The organism is Variovorax sp. P4_D9, assembly GCF_056401695.1.
Genome location: NZ_JBFUIU010001336.1, coordinates 1 through 1677, shown reverse-complemented (window position 1 = coordinate 1677; position 1677 = coordinate 1). Strand labels below are relative to the sequence as shown.

2 protein-coding genes are annotated in these 1677 nt (G+C 63.7%); both read left to right on the top strand.

From position 1 onward, the window contains the following. Positions 1 to 1064 (top strand): acyl-CoA dehydrogenase family protein (locus tag AC1DY5_RS54615; protein ID WP_478122526.1); only part of this gene is annotated, 1064 nt, incomplete at its 5' end. Between the two features lie 19 nt (positions 1065 to 1083). Next, on the top strand, positions 1084 to 1677 hold a 594-nt coding region (locus AC1DY5_RS54610; RefSeq protein ID WP_478122525.1), incomplete at its 3' end, for a 3-hydroxyacyl-CoA dehydrogenase family protein.

Genomic DNA, 1677 nt, shown 5'->3' with positions numbered 1-1677 from the left:
GTGCCGAACACTATGACCGCAGCGCGGAGTTTCCCTGGGAGCACGTCAAGGCGATCAAGGAGCTGGGGCTCAACGCCATGTTCATCCCGGAAGAGTATGGCGGGGCGCCGGTGTCATACACCGCCTACCTGGCGTGCGTACGCGAGATCAGCAAGGCGTGTGCAGCCACCGGCATCATCTGGGCCACCAACTATCACGGCATGAAGCCGCTGATCGACTGGGGCACGGAAGAGCAGAAGAAACGGCTGTTGCCCCGGATCGCCCAAGGCGGGCTTGGCGCACTCGCGATCACCGAGCCCGGCGCCGGGTCCGATGCCACGGGGATGCGCACCAGCTTTCGCGAGGAGGGCGATGAAATCGTCATCAACGGGGGCAAGACATTCATCACCAACGGCGATGTGGCCGACCTCTACCTGCTCTTCGGCAAGTGGGAAGGCATCGCCGGCGCCAAGGAGAGCATCTCGGTGCTGATCCTGGAAAAGGGCACGCCGGGGCTGTCTGTGGTGCGGCTGGAGGACAAGATGGGAACGCGGGCGTCCAGCACGGCGACGCTCGCATTCGACAACTGCCGCGTCCCGCGCGCCAACCTGATCGGCAACCCCGGTGACGGCCTGAAGATCCTGTTCGCCTCGTTGAACAAGTCGCGCCCCAGTGTTGCGGCGCACGCGCTGGGCATCGCCCGCGGTGCCTTCGGGGACACCGTGGCCTATATCAACGAGCGCAAGCAGTCGGGACGCAAGATTCTGGAGTTCCAGGGAATCCAGTTCATGTTGGCCGACCTCGCCTCCGAGCTGGTGCTGGTGGAAAACTGGCTGTGGCAGGTCGGCGGCTGGGTCGATGCCGGCGCCAAGGACTTCGGTATCGAAGCATCCGTGCTGAAGATGCGGGCCAGCGACTTGGCCATGCGCATGGCCACAGACGCAGTGCAACTGCTCGGCGGCTACGGCTACTGCAAGGACTATCGCGTCGAACGCCTGATGCGCGACGCCAAGATCACCCAGATCTGGGAAGGCACGAACCAGGTCCACCGCCAACTGATCGGCCGCAGCTTTCTGCAGCGCTGACGCCATCCAAGGAGAAAGCATGAGTGAAATCAAGACCATCGGCATCGCCGGCGCGGGCACCATGGGTGCCGGCATCGCGATCGTCTGCGCGCGCGCGGGCTTCCGCACCCGCGTGTTCGACCTGAAGCAGGACGCGCTCGATCGAGCCCGCAGCCAGACTGAAGGCTTCCTGCGCAAGAGCGTAGAACGCGGCAAGCTCGCTGCAGAGAAGCTGCCGGAGATCATGAGCCAGTGGAGCGGAACGACCCGACTGGAAGACTTTGCCGACTGTGATCTGGTGATCGAGGCAGTGTTCGAGAGCCTGCCGGTCAAGCACGACCTGTCCGGCAAGCTGGACAAGATCTGCAAGCCGGAGGCCATCTTCGCGAGCAATACGTCCACCATCAGCATCACGGAGATCGCCGGCGGTTCCGGACGGCCGGACCGCTTCGTCGGAATGCACTTCTGCCTGCCGGCGCAGCTGATGAAACTGGTGGAGATGTCGCCCGGCTTGACGACCAGCGAGGACACCTTTGCGCGTGCCTGGGCCGCATGCGAAGCGATGGGACAGAAGCCGGTGAAGACGCAGGACACGCCTGGCTTCGTGCTGAACTATTTCCTCATCCCATTCAAC